This window comes from Janthinobacterium violaceinigrum, from assembly GCF_009208555.1.
Lineage (GTDB): Bacteria > Pseudomonadota > Gammaproteobacteria > Burkholderiales > Burkholderiaceae_D > Janthinobacterium > Janthinobacterium violaceinigrum.
Genome location: NZ_WFLI01000016.1, coordinates 78714 through 92681, shown reverse-complemented (window position 1 = coordinate 92681; position 13968 = coordinate 78714). Strand labels below are relative to the sequence as shown.

The 13968-nt window shown below is 62.8% G+C and carries 11 protein-coding genes and 2 riboswitches; of the genes, 4 read left to right on the top strand and 7 right to left on the bottom strand.

Annotated elements, in window-relative coordinates; genetic code table 11:
• Positions 1 to 22: 22 nt before the first annotated feature.
• Both GCN75_RS15310 and GCN75_RS15305 read left to right on the top strand, forming a co-directional pair.
• Entirely contained in the window at positions 23 to 772 is a 750-nt protein-coding gene (locus tag GCN75_RS15310; protein ID WP_034752263.1) for a pseudouridine synthase, read from the top strand.
• 152 nt (positions 773 to 924) lie between these two features.
• Entirely contained in the window at positions 925 to 1689 is a 765-nt protein-coding gene (locus tag GCN75_RS15305) for a flagellar brake protein (RefSeq protein ID WP_152283259.1), read from the top strand.
• A gap of 129 nt (positions 1690 to 1818) precedes the next feature.
• Here GCN75_RS15305 and def read toward each other — a convergent pair whose 3' ends face one another.
• From def to GCN75_RS15270, 7 genes are all read right to left on the bottom strand, one after another.
• On the bottom strand, positions 1819 to 2355 hold the full coding sequence (gene def / locus GCN75_RS15300; protein ID WP_152255325.1) for a peptide deformylase: 537 nt from the start codon (positions 2353 to 2355) through the stop codon (positions 1819 to 1821).
• Positions 2352 to 3245 carry a UTP--glucose-1-phosphate uridylyltransferase GalU gene (gene galU / locus GCN75_RS15295; RefSeq protein WP_152283258.1) on the bottom strand — a complete coding sequence of 298 codons (894 nt, stop codon included), beginning with the start codon at positions 3243 to 3245 and terminating at the stop codon, positions 2352 to 2354. Before galU ends, def begins: the two co-directional genes overlap by 4 nt.
• A gap of 25 nt (positions 3246 to 3270) precedes the next feature.
• Positions 3271 to 5622 (bottom strand): NAD-dependent DNA ligase LigA, encoded by a 2352-nt coding sequence (ligA, locus tag GCN75_RS15290; protein ID WP_152283257.1) that lies wholly within the window; start codon positions 5620 to 5622, stop codon positions 3271 to 3273.
• Between the two features lie 14 nt (positions 5623 to 5636).
• Positions 5637 to 6809: a cell division protein ZipA C-terminal FtsZ-binding domain-containing protein gene (locus GCN75_RS15285; protein WP_152283256.1), complete on the bottom strand. Its 1173-nt coding sequence runs from the start codon at positions 6807 to 6809 to the stop codon at positions 5637 to 5639.
• Positions 6806 to 10333, bottom strand: a complete 3528-nt coding sequence (smc, locus tag GCN75_RS15280) for a chromosome segregation protein SMC (RefSeq protein ID WP_152283255.1) — start codon at positions 10331 to 10333, stop codon at positions 6806 to 6808. The genes GCN75_RS15285 and smc overlap by 4 nt, the downstream gene beginning before the upstream one ends.
• A gap of 200 nt (positions 10334 to 10533) precedes the next feature.
• Positions 10534 to 11169, bottom strand: coding sequence for a phosphatase PAP2 family protein (locus GCN75_RS15275; protein WP_226941413.1), 636 nt, complete (start codon positions 11167 to 11169; stop codon positions 10534 to 10536).
• A gap of 155 nt (positions 11170 to 11324) precedes the next feature.
• Positions 11325 to 11897 (bottom strand): ATP-dependent Clp protease proteolytic subunit, encoded by a 573-nt coding sequence (locus GCN75_RS15270; RefSeq protein ID WP_226941412.1) that lies wholly within the window; start codon positions 11895 to 11897, stop codon positions 11325 to 11327.
• Between the two features lie 169 nt (positions 11898 to 12066).
• A riboswitch (glycine riboswitch) is annotated at positions 12067 to 12153 on the top strand.
• Between the two features lie 28 nt (positions 12154 to 12181).
• Positions 12182 to 12287: riboswitch (glycine riboswitch) on the top strand.
• A gap of 74 nt (positions 12288 to 12361) precedes the next feature.
• Here GCN75_RS15270 and gcvT point away from each other — a divergent pair.
• Positions 12362 to 13483: a glycine cleavage system aminomethyltransferase GcvT gene (gcvT, locus tag GCN75_RS15265; protein ID WP_152283253.1), complete on the top strand. Its 1122-nt coding sequence runs from the start codon at positions 12362 to 12364 to the stop codon at positions 13481 to 13483.
• A 70-nt stretch (positions 13484 to 13553) separates the two neighbouring features.
• Positions 13554 to 13934 (top strand): glycine cleavage system protein GcvH, encoded by a 381-nt coding sequence (gcvH, locus tag GCN75_RS15260; protein ID WP_035818129.1) that lies wholly within the window; start codon positions 13554 to 13556, stop codon positions 13932 to 13934.
• The last annotated feature ends 34 nt before the right edge of the window (positions 13935 to 13968 follow it).

The window sequence follows — 13968 nt, the reverse complement described above, 5'->3', positions numbered from 1 at the left end:
CCCTTACTGAAACTGAAACAACATGACCGAAGAATTATTACGCTTGTCCAAACGCATGTCCGAACTGGGCCTGTGCTCGCGCCGCGAAGCCGACGAATGGATCGCGCGCGGCTGGGTCCGCGTAGATGGCAAGGTGGTGTCCGAGCTGGGCAGCAAAGTCTACCCGAGCCAGCGCGTCACCGTGGAACGCCAGGCGGCGGCCGAACAATCGAAGCGCGTCACCGTGCTGATCAACAAACCCGTCGGCTACGTCAGCGGCCAGGCCGAAGACGGCTACACGCCTGCCGTGGCCCTGATCAAGGCGGAAAACCGCTGGGCGGAAGACCGCAGCCCGGAACAGTTCCACCCCACGCAGCTGCGCAGCCTGGTGGCCGCCGGCCGCCTGGACATCGATTCCGTGGGCTTGCTGGTCCTGACGCAGGATGGGCGCGTGGCCAAGCAGCTGATCGGCCACGATACCGATATCGACAAGGAATACCTGGTGCGCGTCAGCTACACCAAGGGCGGCACCCTGCCCGACAGCGAGCTGAAAAAGCTCAACCATGGCCTGTGGCTCGACGGCAAGCCGCTGCTGCCGGCCAAGGTGCGCTGGCAAAATGAGGACCAGCTGAGCTTTACCCTGCGCGAAGGCAAGAAACGCCAGATCCGCCGCATGTGCGAAGCCGTAGGCCTGAAAGTGCTGGGGCTCAAACGCGTGCGCATCGGCAAGGTCAAGCTGGGCGACTTGCCGACGGGCCAGTGGCGCTACCTGAGCGCGGACGAACAGTTTTAAGCGACGGCATCAAGGTGGCATGCCGCGTGGCATGCCAGGCTATATAAGCAACAGGAATATAGTGATATAAAATCAATTCTTGTGATTTACTTAGTAAATATTGCCTTAAACCTATACACTATTCCCCATTAGAACAAAAGAGATACGCTGTCGTGAACGATCCCATCCCCAATCCCCTGCGCAAGGGCGCGCCCAGCCTGGCCGACGTGGCCGAGCCGATGGCACCCGGCACCAAGCCGCACCATATGAGCGACCCGTGGGATATCGGCGAAACCCTGTGCAGCCTGGCTGATAACGGCGACGCCATTTCCATCTACCCCACGGGCGGCGAAGACGTCATCATGGCGCGCATCCTGTCCGTCGATGACGACTTGCCGCAATTCGTGCTGGAACTCAATGAAGGCGCCACCCTGCCCGAAGGGGGCGCCACGTTTGTGTCGTGGGTGCAAAACGCCAAGTTGCAATTTACGATCAATGGCGAATGGGAAGCGTATCCCGAGCGGCCCAACGTCTACCTGACCAACTTCCCCAGTCATTGCCTGGTGCTGGAGCGGCGCGAATCGGCGCGCCTGGAAACACCGCTGGGCGTGTACTACCTGGCCGCCTTCGTGCTCGAGGGCCGGCCGTATGAATTGCAGCTGTACGATTTCTCGGCCGGCGGCATCGGCATGCGCGCCCACCCGCGCGACACGGTGGGCCTGTACGTGGGGCGCAAGCTGTCGCGCGTGCGCCTGGAGCTGGGCCCGGACAAGGTCATGATCGCCGACCTGGAAATCCGCCTGTCGCGCACCTTCCGCTCCTTCCTGCTGGGCGAGCAGGTGCAGATCGGCTGCCGCTTCCTGAACCTGACGGATGCCATGCAGGACGAGTTGAAGATGTTGCTCGATAACCTGGGCAGCAGCCGCAAGGTGCGCTAGCGCCCCTTCACGCATGAAAAATGGCCGCCCAGCTGATGCTGCGCGGCCATTTTTTTGTACTCGTTCACTGCTATCGCCAGCAACATTTGGGGCCTGACCCGCCGGGTCAGACCCCAGGTGACGCAGCAATCAATCGTCGTCGTTGGGATCCAAATCAGGGAACATCACTTCCGTGTAACCGAATTGCGTAAAATCAACGATACGCATCGGATACAAAATGCCGTGCAGGTGGTCCACTTCATGCTGCACCACGCGGGCATGGAAGCCGTCGCAGTCGCGGCTGATGGGCTGGCCGAACTGGTCCACGCCTTCATAGTGCAGCTCGCTCCAGCGCGGTACGCTGCCGCGCAGGCCAGGCACGGACAGGCAACCTTCGAAACCCTCTTCCTTGCGCTCCGACAAAGGCGTCAGCACAGGGTTGATCAGCACGGTTTCCGGCACTTGCGGCGCATCGGGGTAGCGCAGATTCTGCTTGAAGCCGTAGATCACCAGCTGCAGGTTGACGCCGATCTGCGGCGCCGCCAGGCCCGCGCCATTGGCCGCATGCATGGTGTCGAACATGTCGGCGATCAAGGCGTGCAATTCGGGCGTATCGAAGTCACGCACGGGCTCGGCCATGCGCAGCAGGCGCGGATCGCCCATCTTCAGAATCTCGCGTACCGTCATTTTGCGTCCAGTGTCGATTGCAGTTCTTGCAGATAAGTACGGAAGGCAGCGCCCGTTTCCGCATGCTTCATGCCCATCGCCGTGGTTGCCTTCAGATAACCCAGCTTGGAGCCGCAATCATAACGCTGCCCCTGGTAGCGGTAGGCCAGCACGCGCTCTTCGCGCATCAGGGCGGCAATGCCGTCCGTCAACTGGATTTCGCCACCCGCGCCCGTGCCCAGGTTTTCCAGGTGGCCGAAGATGCGGCTGGTCAGCACATAGCGTCCCACCACGGCCAGGGTCGATGGCGCCTCTTCGGGTGCCGGTTTTTCCACGATGGCCGAGACCAGTTCCAGGTCCGGTTGATAATTCTTTGCCGACACAATACCGTACTGTTTGGTTTCCGCGCGCGGCACGTCCTGCACGGCCAGCAGCGAGCAATTTTCATACTGGAAGACATCGGTCATCTGCGCCAGCACAGGGCGCACGCCCTCTTCCACATCCATGAAATCGTCGGCCAGCAAGACGGCAAACGGCTCGTCGCCGATCACGGGACGGGCGCACAGCACGGCATGTCCCAGGCCCAGCGGTGCCGACTGGCGGATGTATATGCAATTGATATGCTTGGGAATGACGTTTTGCACCATGTCGAGCAACTGGCGCTTGCCGGCCGCTTCCAGTTCCGACTCCAGCTCATACGCCGTATCGAAATGGTCTTCGATGGCGCGCTTGTTGCGCCCCGTGATGAAGATCATTTCCGTGATACCGGCTGCCACCGCTTCTTCCACGGCATACTGGATCAGCGGCTTATCGACGATGGGCAACATTTCCTTCGGTTGCGCCTTGGTCGCAGGCAAGAAACGGCTGCCCAGGCCGGCGACGGGAAAGACTGCTTTTCTGATTTTTTTCATGGGTCTTCTGTAATATTTCGAATGATTAATCCTGCGCGAGCAAGGCCAGCAAACCAGCCTCGTCGAGTATGGCCACGCCCAGTTCCTGGGCCTTGGCCAGTTTGCTTCCAGCGTCCGAGCCGGCCACGACGTAACCGGTTTTCTTCGACACCGACCCGCTGACCTTGCCGCCGGCCGCTTCGATCAGCTCTGCCGCCTCGTCGCGGCTCATATTGGGCAAGGTGCCCGTCAGGACAAAGGTTTTGCCGTCCAGCTTGCCGCCGGCGGCTGGCATTTCAGGCAATTGTGACAGCAATTCATCGCGCAGGGCGTCCAGTTGGACAAGCAGCCTGACATTGCTCTCATCGGCCAGCCATTGCGCCAGCGACTCGGCCACGGCAGCGGGCAAGCCCGCATGGAAGCTGGCGCCCTGCGCGGCCAGGCTGGCCAGGGTGACGCCCCGCTCCACCAGCTGCTTGCTGCGCGGCTCCGTCAGCTTGGGAATGCCGATGGCCGCCAGCAGCTTGGTCTGTTCCAGCTGCGCGCGCAACTTGGCGCTGGGCGCGTGTTCGCCCTGCGGCGTGACACCCGCGTCAAGCAAGGCCTGCAGCGCCTGCTGATTCTTTTCCTCGGCAAAGAAATCGGCGATCGATACGGCCACCGTGCCGCCGATATCGGGCAGCACGCGCAGCAAGGCTGCCGGTGCCCGGCGCACATGGTCCAAACTGCCCAGCCATTCGGCCAGGGTCTTGGCCGTCGATTCGCCCACGTGGCGGATGCCCAGCGCAAACAGGAAACGCTCCAGCGGCGGGCGCTTGCTTGCTTCTATGCCGGCCAGCAAGTTTTCCGCCCATTTGGTGGGAATCTTGCCTTGTTGCACTGTCTCAGGTGTCGAACCATCGCGCTCGTCGGCGCGCAGCTTCATTTCCAGCAATTTTTCCAGGGTCAGGCTGTACAGGTCCGCCAGGCCATGCACGTATTCCAGTTCGACCAGGGTGTCGATATACCGTTCGCCCAGGCCTTCGATATCCATCATGCGCCGGCCCGCGAAATGGCGGAACGCTTCCTTGCGCTGCGCCGAGCAGAACAGGCCGCCCGAGCAGCGGGCAATCGCCTCGCCCTCTTCGCGCACCACGTGCGAGCCGCACACGGGGCAGCTTTCCAGCATCTTGAACGGCGGCGGCGCCGGTTCCGGGCGCTTTTCCAGCACCACGGACAGCACCTCGGGGATCACGTCGCCGGCGCGCCGCACGACGACGGTATCGCCCACGCGCACGTCCTTGCGCAGCACCTCGTCTTCATTGTGCAAGGTGGCGTTGGTCACCGTCACGCCGCCCACGGACACGGGCGCCAGGCGTGCCACGGGCGTCATGGCGCCCGTGCGGCCCACCTGGATGTCGATGCCCAGCACCACCGTCAGCGCTTCTTCGGCGGGGAACTTGTGCGCCAGCGCAAAGCGGGGCGCGCGCGAGACAAAGCCCAGCTCCTGCTGGTCTTCCGTCGCGTTCACCTTGTAGACGACGCCATCGATTTCATACGGCAAGGCGGGACGGCGCGCACCGATGTCCGCGTAGTAATCGAGCAAGCCCTGCGCGCCCTGCACCACCTTGCGCTCTTTCGACACGGGGATGCCCAGGGTGTCGTACCAGTCCAGCAAGGCCGAATGGGACACGGGCATGGCGGCGCCATCGAGGGCGCCGATGCCATACGCGTAGAAGCGCAGCTTGCGCTGCGCCGTGATGCGCGAATCGAGCTGGCGCAGGCTGCCCGCCGCCGCATTGCGGGGGTTGGCGAATTCCTTGTGCCCCGCTTCGCGCTGGCGTTCGTTCAGGCGGGCAAAGTCCGCCTTGAACATCATCACTTCGCCGCGCACGTCGAGCAAGGCCGGAATTCTGTCGCCCTGCAGGCGCAGCGGGATGCCGGCGATGGTGCGGATATTCGCCGTCACGTCTTCGCCCGTGGCGCCGTCGCCCCGCGTGGCGGCCTGCACGAACAGGCCGTGCTCATAGCGCAGGTTGATGGCCAGGCCGTCGAATTTCACTTCGGCCGCATACGCGACGTCGTGCCCATCGAGTTCCAGGCCTTCGCGCACGCGGCGGTCGAAATTGACGATATCGTCATCGGTGAAACCATTATTCAGGGACAACATCGGCACCGTGTGCACGACTTGCTCGAATTGCGGCAAGGGCGCCGCGCCCACGCGCAAGGTGGGCGAATCGGGCGTACGCAAGTCCGGATGGGCCGCTTCCAGCGCCTGCAGTTCGACGAACAGCTTGTCGTACTCGGCGTCGGGAATGGTGGGATTGTCGAGCACGTGGTAGGCGTGCAGATGCCGATTGAGTTCGGCAGTAAGTGCCAGGACGCGCTGGGCGGCGTCCTGGTTGATCGGATCAGTCATTGTTGCGGGATTCTTCAGCTAAATAAACGCAGGGCGCGGGTGGAACCGGCAGGAATGTCAGCCGCGTCCATTTCCTGGTAAAACTCTTGTACCTGGCCGGCGATCTCGGCCAGCGCCGCGTCCGACAGGGCCTGGTTGTAATCGTCGACGATGGTGGCGTCGAGGCGGCCCACCAGCGCCTTGGCGCAGGCGACCATGGCGCCGAAGCCGTCGCGCGCAGGCGCCACGCAAGGCACGTCCAGCAGCAAGGTCAGGCGGGGCGTCGTTTCCTCGGCCAGGGTGACATTCGTCGACAGCGAGAACAGATAGCTGCCGTCGCCGTCCGGCATGACGAAACGGCCATCCGGACGCACGTCGAAGCCCTGTTTCTCCAACGCGAACAGCAAGGTGGAAATGGCCCACGGCGCGCCATTCGTGTGCAGGTTGACGCCCAGTTGGGCATCGTGGCCGGCCACAAAGCGGTGCAGATTGCGCGCTTCGGCCATCACTTCCATCATGTCGGGCACTTCCGGCTCGGCGCCGATCTCGTCGGCCACGCCGCGCAAACGCGTGACCAGTTCAGAGTATTCCAGTTCATTCAAGGCCGTGCTGCGGCTGGCCAGCTGCACGCCGCCCTGCATCTTGGTATAGACACCGCCATGCGTAATCGGTTCCCAGTCGCCATTCACATGCAAGCCGATGAAATGCACGGGCTTGTTGCCCACCAGGCGCAGGGTTTGCAGCACGGGCAGGATCTTGTCGCCGCGCACGGGCGCTTCCAGCGACAGGGGCAGCAGGCAATCGATCAGCGGGTCGACCAGGCTGGTCGCCTGCTCGCTGGCCGCGCTGACTTCTTCCTGCACGGGCGCGGCAGGGGCGGCGGCGGGAACGGCTTGCGCCACCGCATCATCCAAGGACGGCTCCGCATGCACGGGAGCGTCGGGCACGGGCGCCGCTGGCGGCGCGCCGAACGACGGTTCGGCCTTGACGGCAGGCGCGGCGTCGAAGCGCGGTTCCTGGCGCACGACGGGTTCCTGGATGTCGGCCACGGGGGCGTCGCCCTCGCGCATCAGCACATCGTCGTGGTCCGTGGAAAAGGCCCGTTCCACGCTTTTCTTGGCCTTGTATTCCTGCCATTTGTTGTACGAGAAAACACCGACGATAAAGACGCCGCCGGCGCCGAACAAGGTAATTTGTAAGTCTGTCATGCTGCTTGTGCCTCGGTAGCAAAATTTGCGGCGGACTCCATGTCCACCGCCACGATGCGCGATACGCCCTGCTCCTGCATCGTCACACCGATCAATTGATGGGCCATTTCCATCGCAATCTTGTTATGCGAAATGAAAAGGAATTGGGTCTGGTCGGACATGCGCTTGACCATGCGGCAGAAGCGTTCCGTGTTCGAATCGTCCAGCGGTGCATCGACTTCGTCGAGCAGGCAGAACGGCGCCGGATTCAGGCGGAACATGGAAAACACCAATGCGGTCGCGGTCAGCGCCTTCTCTCCACCCGATAACAGGTGGATGGTGGCATTTTTCTTGCCGGGAGGCTGCGCCATGACTTGTACACCGGAATCGAGAATCTCGTCGCCCGTCATGGTCAGCCTGGCCTGGCCGCCGCCGAACAAAATCGGGAACAGCTCGGAAAAGTGGTGGTTGACCTTGTCGAACGTGTCTTGCAGCAAGTCGCGCGTTTCCTTGTCGATCTTGTGGATCGCGTCTTCCAGGGTGTTGATCGCTTCCGTCAGGTCGGCATTCTGCGCGTCGAGGAAATTCTTGCGCTCGGAAGCCTGCGCCAGTTCGTCCAGCGCGGCCAGGTTGACGGCGCCCAGCGACGTGATGGCGTTCGTCAGCCGCGTCACTTCGCCCTGCAGATACGATGGACGCATGTCCGGATGCAGCTTTTCCGTCAGGGCCGCTTCATCGGCGCCCGATTCCAGCAGTTGCTGGGCGAATTGCTCCTGGTTCAGGCGCGCGGCCTGTTCCTTGAGCTGCATTTCCATGATCTTGTCGCGCTGCGGCTGCAGGCTGCGTTCCGACTGCGTGCGCGCATCTTCGGACAGGCGCAGCTGCTGCGTGATCTGGTCCAGTTCATGGCGCGCGTCCGCCAGCGCCCGCTCCTGCGTGGTGCGGCGCTCGAGCAAGTCCTGCAAGCCGTCGGCGGCCGCGCCGCTTTCCAGGTTCGCCAGTTCCAGCTCGCCCGCCTGCAGGCTGGCCGTCACCTGCTGGGCCTGCGTACTGGCCGTGGCGATGTTGCGGCGCAATTCCTCGATCTTCGCCCTGTGGGCTTTTTCCGCGTATTCCGTATCCTTGGCAGCCCGCTCCAGGTCGCGCAAGGCTTCGCGCGCTTCGGCCAGGCGCTGTTCCTTCTGCAGGAAGTCCGTATGGCCGTCTTCGTGCGCTTCCTGCAAGTTGCCCAGCTCCATGTCCAGCTGTTCGAATTTTTCTTCCGATTCCAGCTTGGTCTGCATCTGCTCCGCTTCCTGCGCGGCAATTTCCGCCAGGTCGGCGCCGATCTGCGTGCTGCGCTGGTTGAAGCGCGCTTCCACTTCCGACAGTTTCACCACGTCCAGCTGCAAGGTATGCACGGACGACGTCAGCTGCTGTATGCGCAGGCGCAAGTCGGACAAGTTGCGCGTCAAGGTACCCACGGCCGCGTCGGCCCGCACGGAACGGGCGCGCGCCTCTTCGGCCAGCAATTGCTGGGCGCGCAACTGCTTGCCGATGTTGTCGATTTCCTGCTGGCGGCCCAGCATGCCTTCCTGCTCCGAGTCGGCCGCATAGAAGCGCACGCTGGTGGCCGTGACCACGTGACCGGCCCGCGTAACGAAATAGCCGCCCGGCGGCAATTTCGTCCGCTCGGCCAGCGCTTCGGCCGCGTCTTCCACGGCGTAGGCGTTGTACAGCCAATCCTGCAGCAAGCCGCGCAAGCCCGGATCGTTGAGTTTCAGCAAGTTCAAGAACGGTTTCAGGCCCGCCACTTCCGGCAGGGGCAGCGGCGCCACGGTCGATGGCGCGTACAGGGCCAGCTTGGCGGGCGGCGCATCGGCAAAGAAAGCCTTGGCCCAGTCGATGTTCGACAGTTGCAGGGCCGACGTGCGCTCGCGCAGGATCGATTCCATGGCCGCTTCCCAGCCCGCTTCGATCTGCAGTTTTTGCCACAGGCGCGGCAAGGTGTCGAGCTCGTGCTTTTTCAGCCACGGCTGAACCTTGCCCTGGGTCTGCACCCGTTCCTGCAATTGTTTCAAAGCGGAAAGACGTGCTTCCAGCTGGGCATTGACGGCCGTTTCGGCATTGACTTGCGCCTGCGCCTCGGCCCGCTCCTGCTCCAGCTTGGGCTGCTGTTCCAGCGCTTCTTCCAGGTAGAAACCCTGCTCTTCCAGGGTTTGCTGCTTTTCTTCCAATTGGAGCTTCAGGTTTTCCAGGTGGCTGCTGTCGGGCAGGCTCAGGCTGTTCTTTTCCTGCTGCAGGCGCTCGCGGCGCGTCAACAGGCTGGCCAGGATGTTCGAAGCGTTGCGCTGGTGCGCCGATTCCAGTTCCAGCTGCTGCTGGGCCTGCATAATCCGCGCGCGCGATTCCGTGCTCTTGTTTTGCGCGGCGCGCCAGGCGGCGTCCAGCTCGGGCAATTGCTCGCCCTTCTGCTCGGCCATCATTTGCGACTGTTCCACCTTGGCGGCCAGCTCTTCGAGGTGGAATTCCGCCTCTTCGATCTGTTCCTGGTACTCGACGCCCTGGCTGCTCCACTGGTCGCGCTGGGCCGTCAGGGTGGCCAGCTGCGCCTGCAGGCGCGCGCGCGATTCGATGACGAACTTGATCTGCGCTTCCAGGCTGCCGATTTCCGCATTCGTCTGGTACAGATGGCCTTGCGCCGTATGCAGGCGGTCGCCCACGGCAAAGTGCGCCTGGCGCATCTGTTCCAGAGTCAGTTCCACGTTGCGCAGCTTGGCCGTCTGTTCTTCCAGGTCCGTCTGCGCCTGTTCCACTTCGCGGAAATAGCGCGTCTGCTCGTTTTGCGCCTCGTTCTTGCGCAGCAGCCACAACAGTTTCTGTTTTTCTTCCTGGTCCGCCTGCAAGGCGTGGAAACGGGTGGCGACGGCCGCCTGCGCTTCCAGCTTTTCCAGGTTGGCATTGAGTTCGCGCAGGATATCTTCCACGCGCAGCAGGTTTTCGCGCGTGTCCTGCAAGCGGTTTTCCGTCTCGCGGCGGCGTTCCTTGTACTTCGACACGCCCGCCGCCTCTTCCAGGAAGACGCGCAATTCCTCGGGGCGCGATTCGATGATGCGCGAAATCATGCCCTGTCCGATGATGGCGTAGGCGCGCGGGCCCAGGCCCGTGCCGAGGAAGATGTCCTGGATGTCGCGCCGGCGCACGGGCTGGCCGTTGATGTAGTAGGTGGAGGTGCCGTCGCGCGTCAGCGTGCGCTTGACGGCGATCTCGGCATACTGGCCCCACTGGCCGGACGCCTTGCCATCGTTATTGTCGAACACCAGTTCCACGGAAGCGCGGCCGGCAGGCTTGCGGTGCGTGGAGCCGTTGAAAATGACGTCCTGCATGGACTCGCCGCGCAATTCCGACGCTTTCGATTCGCCCAGCACCCAGCGCACGGCGTCGATGATGTTCGACTTGCCGCAGCCATTCGGCCCGACCACGCCCACGAGCTGGCCTGGCACCTGGAAATTGGTGGGATCGACGAAAGACTTAAATCCCGACAACTTGATGGAAGAGAGACGCACGTGTTTTAGAGTTCCTGGCCTATGCTGGCGGTTGTTTTATGGGTGAACCCGGTTCATATTCAGTTCATGGCCGCCAGGGGCGCCATGATCACCATTGCGGCGGCGGCCTGGCCACTCACCGCAGAGAGTGGTTCATCATACCATTTCCTGATGCTTTTCTGGCCAAAAAACAGCAGCATCGAGTGCCGGACAGCAGCATCTTAACGGGCTGGGCGGCCATCCTGCGCCAGTTTCCAGTCGTCACGGGAAAAAACCCGTTCATGGCCGGACAGCACCATGGCCAGTTTTTGCAGCCACTGCTCGGTCGGCATGGGCTCGGCCTTGAAGCTCAGCGCCACCATCAGCACCAGGCTGGCCAGGGCCAGCGCATGGCTGACGGCAAAATTCACGGCGCCACGGGCGTTCCACATGAAGCCCAGCGCCAGCGCCAGGCCCAGCACGCAGCCGCTGACGGCTTCCGACACGCTGTGCGCATGCACGACCACGCGCGAAATGGCCACCAGCACGGCAAACGCCACGCCCACGAGCACGCCGGCATGGTGCCAGCGCGGCGGGGCCCGCTGCAGCAACACGTACATCAGCACGGGAAACACGGCGCCGGCCCGCATGGCGTGGCCGCTGAAGCCCGTAAAATCGAGCGCGCTGCTGCCCACGCCCCAGCTCATGAAGGCCAGCTTCGACAGCACCACGAGGGCCAGGCCGCCGCCGTACCACAGGCTCCAGCTGAGCACCAGGCGCCACTGGCGCGAGACGAGCAGCCACAGGGCAATCGCCACGCCAGCCGGCCCCATCACGGACATATCGGCCGCAAAAGAAATCCCATTCCACCAAGTCATTGCGCCTGTACTTATTTCATGATCAGCTTGCACTATGCCACGACTCGGCCCTGTTCCGCGCGGCTTTTGCTGTGCTGCAGCGAAGAATTACATTCCATTACAAATTTTCCAGCCCCAACCCACCGGCCCGGCCGCCGCCAGGCCCGCGCCACAGGTCAGATATTCGTCAGGCGCTTGCCCTTGGGCGGCGCAAAGTCGCTGATCGATTCGATCAGGCCCACCTCCAGCGCCTGGTCGGCCGTCAGGTGCAGGTCCGAATACGCGTGCACCTGCCACTGCTCTTCCGTCAGGCTGACGTGGCCGCGCAGGATGCGCTCGGTACGCATGTCGTCGGCGCGCAAGCCCTCGACGATGATGCTGAGAGCGTCGGGACGCGATCCGGGCGACGCCGTCGCATGCGACTTGTGCACCATGAAGCGGGCCGTGTCGCTGGCGTGGCGGTGGCGCCCCGCGAGGAACAGCGTGACGGCGATGGACGCGACGGCGCCTGCGTTATAGGTAATGATGTCGAGCGGCAACTTACTGAGGAAGTTGTACAGGCAGATGCCGTCGCTGACGTAGCCGCCGTTGGACTGGATCAGGATGTGCGCGGTGGTGAGCTTGTCGTCCGTGATGTCGGCCACGGCGTTGAAGACGCGCCGCACCATATCGCTGTTGACGTCGCCCGAGAGGGTAAAGTAGCCGTGCTGCTCGGTGTTGTTTTGCGTCTCGCTTTGTGTAGTGTTCATGGCAGGCACCCGCAAGAAAGCCAGGATTTCATCATAGCGCATTCCCGCACGGCCAGGCGCCCTTTTGCAGCGGGCCAGCGCCCCTCCCAGCCCCGTAAACCGGGGCTTTTACTGCAATTTGGCAATGTCTTTTCAGATTGACAGAAACACCCTGCTGGCATATATTCCTCCCACTTGATCGGGAGAGGGCAAACCAGCGTTGCCGCCGAAGGGGCACTACCCAAAAACTCTCAGGCAAAAGGACCGATTAGGCGGACTGAAGCTGTTGCTTTGGCGACACGTTTCAGCTCAACTCTGGAGAGCGGCTGCGGCATATGCCGGCGGCCCACCGAAGGGGCGCACGGGGCAAGCCCCCGTAATCTCTCAGGTACAAAGGACAGGGGGGTCAGTGATCACGCCGGAAAGCCGTGTTTGGCTATTGTGTGTTCTGTTAACTTCCCCTTTACCTTCGTCCCGAGGAATCCATGACGCTCAAAGCGACCCCACTCAACAACGCCCACCGTGCCCTTGGCGCCCGCATGGTCGATTTCGGCGGCTGGGACATGCCCGTCAACTACGGCTCGCAAATCGAAGAACACCATGCCGTGCGCCGCGATGCCGGCATGTTCGACGTGTCCCATATGTGCGTGGTCGATATCGAAGGCCCCAACGTGCGCGCCTTCCTGCGCGGCTTGCTGGCCAATAACGTCGACAAGCTGCAAGTGTCGGGCAAGGCACTGTATTCGTGCATGCTCAACGCCGAAGGCACCGTCATCGATGACCTGATCGTCTACTTCTTCAATGAAAACTGGTTCCGCCTCGTCGTCAACGCGGGCACGGCGGAAAAAGACGTGGCCTGGATGCAGCAGCAAAACACCAACACCAACAGCGGCCTGACGATCACCGAACGCCGCAATGCCAACAATCCGATGGCCCTGGTAGCCGTGCAAGGCCCGAACGCGCGCGCCAAGGTGTGGCAGGTGCTGCCGCAGACGCAAGCGGCGTCCGAAGCCATCAAGCCGTTCAACGTCGTCATCGTCAAGGACACGCCCTTCGGCGAAGTCATGCTGGCACGCACCGGTTACACGGGCGAAGACGGCTTTGAGATCGGCGTGGCCGCCACCCTGGTGGAAGCGCTGTGGAATGCGCTGGCAGTAGCCGGCGTCAAGCCGGCCGGCCTGGGCGCGCGCGACACCCTGCGCCTGGAAGCGGGCATGAATCTGTACGGCCAGGACATGGATGAAAGCGTCAATCCGCTCGACGCGGGCCTGGCGTGGACCATCGACCTGGTCAGCGAACGCGATTTCATCGGCAAGGCCGCCCTGCTGGCGAAGGGCCAGAACGCGCAATTCGTCGGCCTGATCCTGCGCGAAAAAGGCGGCGTGCTGCGCGCCCATCAAAAAGTCATCATCGCCGGCAGCGCCGCCACGGGCGAAATCACCAGCGGCACCTTCAGCCCGACCATGCAGGAAGCGATTGCCCTGGCGCGCGTGCCGAACGGCGTCGCCGTGGGCGACACCGTGCACGTGGAAATCCGCGGCAAGCAGCTGGCCGCATCCGTCGTCAAGCTGCCTTTCGTGCGTAACGGTAAAATCCTGGCTGCGTAAGCGTATTAGAGCCGCCCGCAAGACCGTACAACCATAATCAATAACGAACACTTACCATCTGGAGCCACACATGAACATTCCTGCAGACCTGAAGTACACCGCTTCCCACGAATGGGTACGCCTTGAAGGCGACGGCACGATCACCGTTGGCATCACCGAGTACGCGCAGGACGCCCTGGGCGACATCGTCTTCGTCGAACTGCCAACCGTGGGCAACACCTACGGCGCCGGCGACGACGCCGCCGTGGTGGAATCGGTCAAGGCAGCGAGCGACATCTACGCGCCGATCGCCGGCGAAGTCGTGGCCGTCAACGACGACGTGGTCAACTCGCCAGAGTCGATCAACGCCGACGCCTACGCCAACTGGCTGTTCAAGATCAAGCCAGCCGACGTGTCGGCCCTGGACGGCTTGCTCGACGCTGCCGCCTATGGCGCCACCACCAGCGCCTGATCGCGTTTGACTCACGGGCCGCGTTTGCGGCCCG

Bases quoted from the DNA above. Each gene is read 5' to 3' on its own strand.
- GCN75_RS15285 (WP_152283256.1), bottom strand. From the start codon at position 6,809: ATGACAGACTTACAAATTACCTTGTTCGGCGCCGGCGGCGTCTTTATC.
- ligA (WP_152283257.1), bottom strand. From the start codon at position 5,622: ATGACTGATCCGATCAACCAGGACGCCGCCCAGCGCGTCCTGGCACTT.
- galU (WP_152283258.1), bottom strand. From the start codon at position 3,245: ATGAAAAAAATCAGAAAAGCAGTCTTTCCCGTCGCCGGCCTGGGCAGC.
- GCN75_RS15310 (WP_034752263.1), top strand. From the start codon at position 23: ATGACCGAAGAATTATTACGCTTGTCCAAACGCATGTCCGAACTGGGC.
- gcvT (WP_152283253.1), top strand. From the start codon at position 12,362: ATGACGCTCAAAGCGACCCCACTCAACAACGCCCACCGTGCCCTTGGC.
- gcvH (WP_035818129.1), top strand. From the start codon at position 13,554: ATGAACATTCCTGCAGACCTGAAGTACACCGCTTCCCACGAATGGGTA.
- GCN75_RS15275 (WP_226941413.1), bottom strand. From the start codon at position 11,169: ATGACTTGGTGGAATGGGATTTCTTTTGCGGCCGATATGTCCGTGATG.
- def (WP_152255325.1), bottom strand. From the start codon at position 2,355: ATGACGGTACGCGAGATTCTGAAGATGGGCGATCCGCGCCTGCTGCGC.
- GCN75_RS15270 (WP_226941412.1), bottom strand. From the start codon at position 11,897: ATGAACACTACACAAAGCGAGACGCAAAACAACACCGAGCAGCACGGC.